At 73.3% G+C, this 2,899-nt stretch carries 2 protein-coding genes and 1 pseudogene; 1 reads left to right on the forward strand and 2 read right to left on the reverse strand.

The window, feature by feature from the left end:
• Window positions 1-396: pseudogene (locus DKT68_RS00295) on the reverse strand (chromosome partitioning protein); the annotation flags it as partial.
• Window positions 397-467: 71 nt separating this feature from the next.
• Complete coding sequence (locus DKT68_RS00300; protein ID WP_109815443.1) at window positions 468-1,484, reverse strand: diacylglycerol kinase family protein; 1,017 nt, start codon at window positions 1,482-1,484, stop codon at window positions 468-470.
• A gap of 124 nt (window positions 1,485-1,608) precedes the next feature.
• Here DKT68_RS00300 and DKT68_RS00305 point away from each other — a divergent pair, with 124 nt between their 5' ends.
• Window positions 1,609-2,898: an adenylosuccinate synthase gene (locus DKT68_RS00305; RefSeq protein ID WP_109815444.1), complete on the forward strand. Its 1,290-nt coding sequence runs from the start codon at window positions 1,609-1,611 to the stop codon at window positions 2,896-2,898.
• Window position 2,899: the final 1 nt, after the last annotated feature.

The raw sequence follows: 2,899 nt of genomic DNA on the forward strand, positions 1-2,899 counted from the left end.
CGGGGTGGACGGGTCGGCCGGCGGGGGCCAGCGCGGCTGCGCCGGGGCCCAGCCGGACCCGGCGCCCGAGGGGCCGGTGACGCCCCACCCGCCGGGCGGCGGCACGGCACCGGTGAGCGACGGATAATCCGACGGCGACGGCGGAGGCAGCGCCGCGGCCCCGGGCTGCCCGGGAACCGGCGGACGGCCGGTCGGTGGCGTCGCCACGGGCGGCAGCACGGTCGACGGCGGCGCGGCCGACGGCGGCGTGCCCCGCTGCCCGGAGATCGACGCCCATGGCGGTGCCGGGGCGTCCGCGCCTCGGTCGGCAGGGTCCGGTGGCCAGAGTGGTTCGATGTCCCGCTCCGGCACCGGCTGCTGGCCGGGCACCTGCGCCCGGTCGGCGTTCTCGTCCATTACGGTTCCTCCCCAGTCCTCCTGCGAGGATAGGCCCACCGGCCGACCAGGGACGGCCGGCGCAGCCGGGGTCAGATCGACCAGACCGCCCAGGCTCCCGGTTCGACCCACCAGGACCGCTTCCGGGTCAGCTCGTTCTCGACACCGTCGTCGAGGTAGGGCACCTTTCCCTCCCGGGGCAGCACCGACACCGCCCGACCGCGAGCCCGCCGCACCTCCAGGCGTACCCGCTTGCGGCCCAGGGCCGAGCGGACGACCACCGGTACGGCCACCGCGACCTCGACACGGCCGTCGGCCGGGTCCGGCGCGGCCAGCAGCGTCACGTCGTCGAGCGTCGCGTACCCACCGGCGTTGCCGATCGCACAGGCGAGCAGCGACTCGTCACCGTCGGTGAGGACGGCGTCGTCGACCTCCACCCGTGCCCGCCAGTGCAGCGGCCGGCCGGCGTCGTCGGCGGCGCCGAGCAGGGCGCCGTCCAGGGTCACCGAACCGCCGTCGTTGCGCAGCAGATCCAGTCGCCGCGGCGTGCCGTCCAGCACGGCGGCGGCCACGGCCGCCGGGTCGCGGGGCAGCCCGAGCTGCGCGGCCAGGTCACGGTGGGTGCCACCGCGCGCCGGATCGAGCGGGAGTACGGCCACCGGCGGGAGGTCGGGCAGGGTCCGGTCGGCGCGCAGGTCAGTCGGGCGGCGGCTCGGCGCTGGCGCGTACCGCCGGACCAGCCGGCGCAGCACGGCGCGCAACTGCCCGTCGCTGGCCGTGGCGACGACCAGTCGGGTCTTGCCGTCCAGGTCCGGCCAGGTGAGCCCGTCCGGGCGGGGAGGGCCGTCGAGCTGCGCCAACACCTCGTCGATCTCCGCGTCCGAGCGCGCGGTGACCGTCTGCACGCGGGCGCCCCGGGCGGTCAGCGCGTCGGCGCAGGCCAACACGGGTACGCGGGGTCGCTCGGTGGCGCACCGGTCCGAGTCGGCGGACTCGGTCCCCGGGTTGGTGTCGGCATCGGTCGCACCGCCGCAGCAGGCCCCACCGCTGCCGCAGCCCCCGGGAGCGTCCCGCTCCGAACCGAGGGTGAGCAGCACCACGTCGTACACGGAAGGAGCCTCCTGCCTCTCGCCGCGACCCCTGCCGGCCGCGCCGTCACTACTTGTTAACCTGACACCCCGGGCTCGCCAACCGGTCGCCACCTGGCACCCGAGCCTTCTGGAGGCGGAAAAGATGCCAGCGATCGTGCTCATCGGCGCTCAGTGGGGCGACGAGGGCAAGGGCAAGGTTACCGACCTGCTGGGTGAGCGGGTCGACTACGTCGTGCGCTACTCCGGCGGCAACAACGCCGGCCACACGGTGATCACCCCGGACGGCCAGAAGTACGCGCTGCACCTGATGCCCTCCGGCGCGCTCTCGCCCAACGCGATGATCGTCATCGGCAACGGTGTGGTGGTCGACCCGAAGGTGCTGCTCGCCGAGATCGACGGCCTGGCCGAGCGCGGGGTCGACGTGTCCCGGCTACGGATCTCCGGCGACGCGCACCTGATCATGCCGCACCACCGGGCGCTGGACCGGGTGATCGAGCGCTACCTCGGCTCGTCCCGGATCGGCACCACCGGCCGGGGCATCGGCCCCGCGTACGGCGACAAGGTCGCCCGGATCGGCATCCGGCTTCAGGACCTGCTCGACCCGGGCATCCTGCGCAAGAAGCTGGAACTCGCCCTGCGCGAGAAGAACCAGATCCTGTTCAAGGTCTACAACCGCAAGGCGATCGACCTCGAAGCCACCGTCGAGGAGTACCTGGAGTACGCGGAGCGGCTCAAGCCGTACATCGCGGAGACCCGGGCGATGCTCTGGGACGCCCTCGACCGGGGCGAGACGGTGCTGCTGGAGGGCGCCCAGGCCACCATGCTCGACATGGACCACGGCACGTACCCCTTCGTGACCTCGTCCAACCCGACCGCCGGCGGGGCCTGCGTCGGCGCCGGCATCCCGCCGACCGCGATCAGCAAGGTGATCGCGGTGAGCAAGGCGTACACCACCCGGGTCGGCGCTGGCCCGTTCCCGACGGAGCTGTTCGACGCCAACGGCGATCACCTTCGCAAGATCGGCGCGGAGTACGGCACGACCACCGGCCGGGAGCGCCGGTGCGGGTGGTTCGACGCGGTCGTCGCCCGGTACGCCTGCCGCCTCAACGGCGTCACCGACCTGGTCATCACCAAGCTGGACGTGCTCACCGGCCTGCCCAAGGTGCCGATCTGCGTCGGCTACGAGATCAACGGCAAGCGGGTCGACGACATGCCGATGAGCCAGACGGACTTCCACCACGCCACGCCCATCTACGAGGAGCTCGACGGCTGGTGGGAGGACATCACCAAGGCCCGCACGGCTGACGAGCTGCCGGAGAATGCCCGCCGCTACATCGCCCGCGTCGAGGAACTCTGCAACACGAAGGTGAGCGTCGTAGGCGTAGGCCCCGGCCGCGACGAAAACGTCCTCCTCCACCCCCTCCTCCCCTAAC

Source organism: Micromonospora acroterricola, from assembly GCF_003172955.1.
GTDB classification, from domain to species: Bacteria; Actinomycetota; Actinomycetes; order Mycobacteriales; family Micromonosporaceae; genus Micromonospora; species Micromonospora acroterricola.

What these genes read in the sequence shown, in the direction of transcription:
- DKT68_RS00305 (WP_109815444.1), top strand. Translation starts at nt 1,609, where the DNA reads ATGCCAGCGATCGTGCTCATCGGCGCTCAGTGGGGCGACGAGGGCAAG.